General features: G+C 61.2%; 1 protein-coding gene. It reads left to right on the forward strand.

The features are described from left to right. Positions 1 to 308: 308 nt before the first annotated feature. A partial coding sequence (locus tag AC1DQC_RS20410; RefSeq protein WP_477053042.1) for a TetR/AcrR family transcriptional regulator occupies positions 309 to 500 on the forward strand: 192 nt, incomplete at its 3' end.

Below are 500 nucleotides of genomic sequence, written 5' to 3' on the forward strand. Positions count from 1 at the left end.
ACCACCACAGTATGACAACGACCGCCGCGATCCAGCGGACGGTACGCCGGGCGATCCGGGCGAGGGGCCATGAGTCGGCCTACGAGAGTGGTAGAAGCGGGCATGACGAACCTCCATTGACAACGTGAAGTTTCGGTCCACATGCTCCGGATGACCCGCACTGGCCAGAAGCCGATTTGCGGCGAGACGGGGATCGCATCTCGGCCAATCACGTCGCGTGGGACCTGTTCGGCTGTGCTCTCAACCTCCTCTGTTGTAGCACGCCCAGACATGTCTGTACACCGCTGATTTTGGGTACCCTGGACCTTGTGATCGGGCTGCTCGAATCCCCGCCGATTCGGTCGGGTGGCGCGCGCGAGCGCATCCTCACCACGGCCTACCGTCTGTTCGCCAGACGGGGTATTCGCGATGTCGGCATCAACGAGATAATCGCAAAGTCGGGCGTGGCCAAGGCAACGCTCTACCAGCATTTTCACACGAAGAACGACCTTGTTCTGGCC

The organism is Cellulomonas sp. P4_H12 (assembly GCF_056400905.1).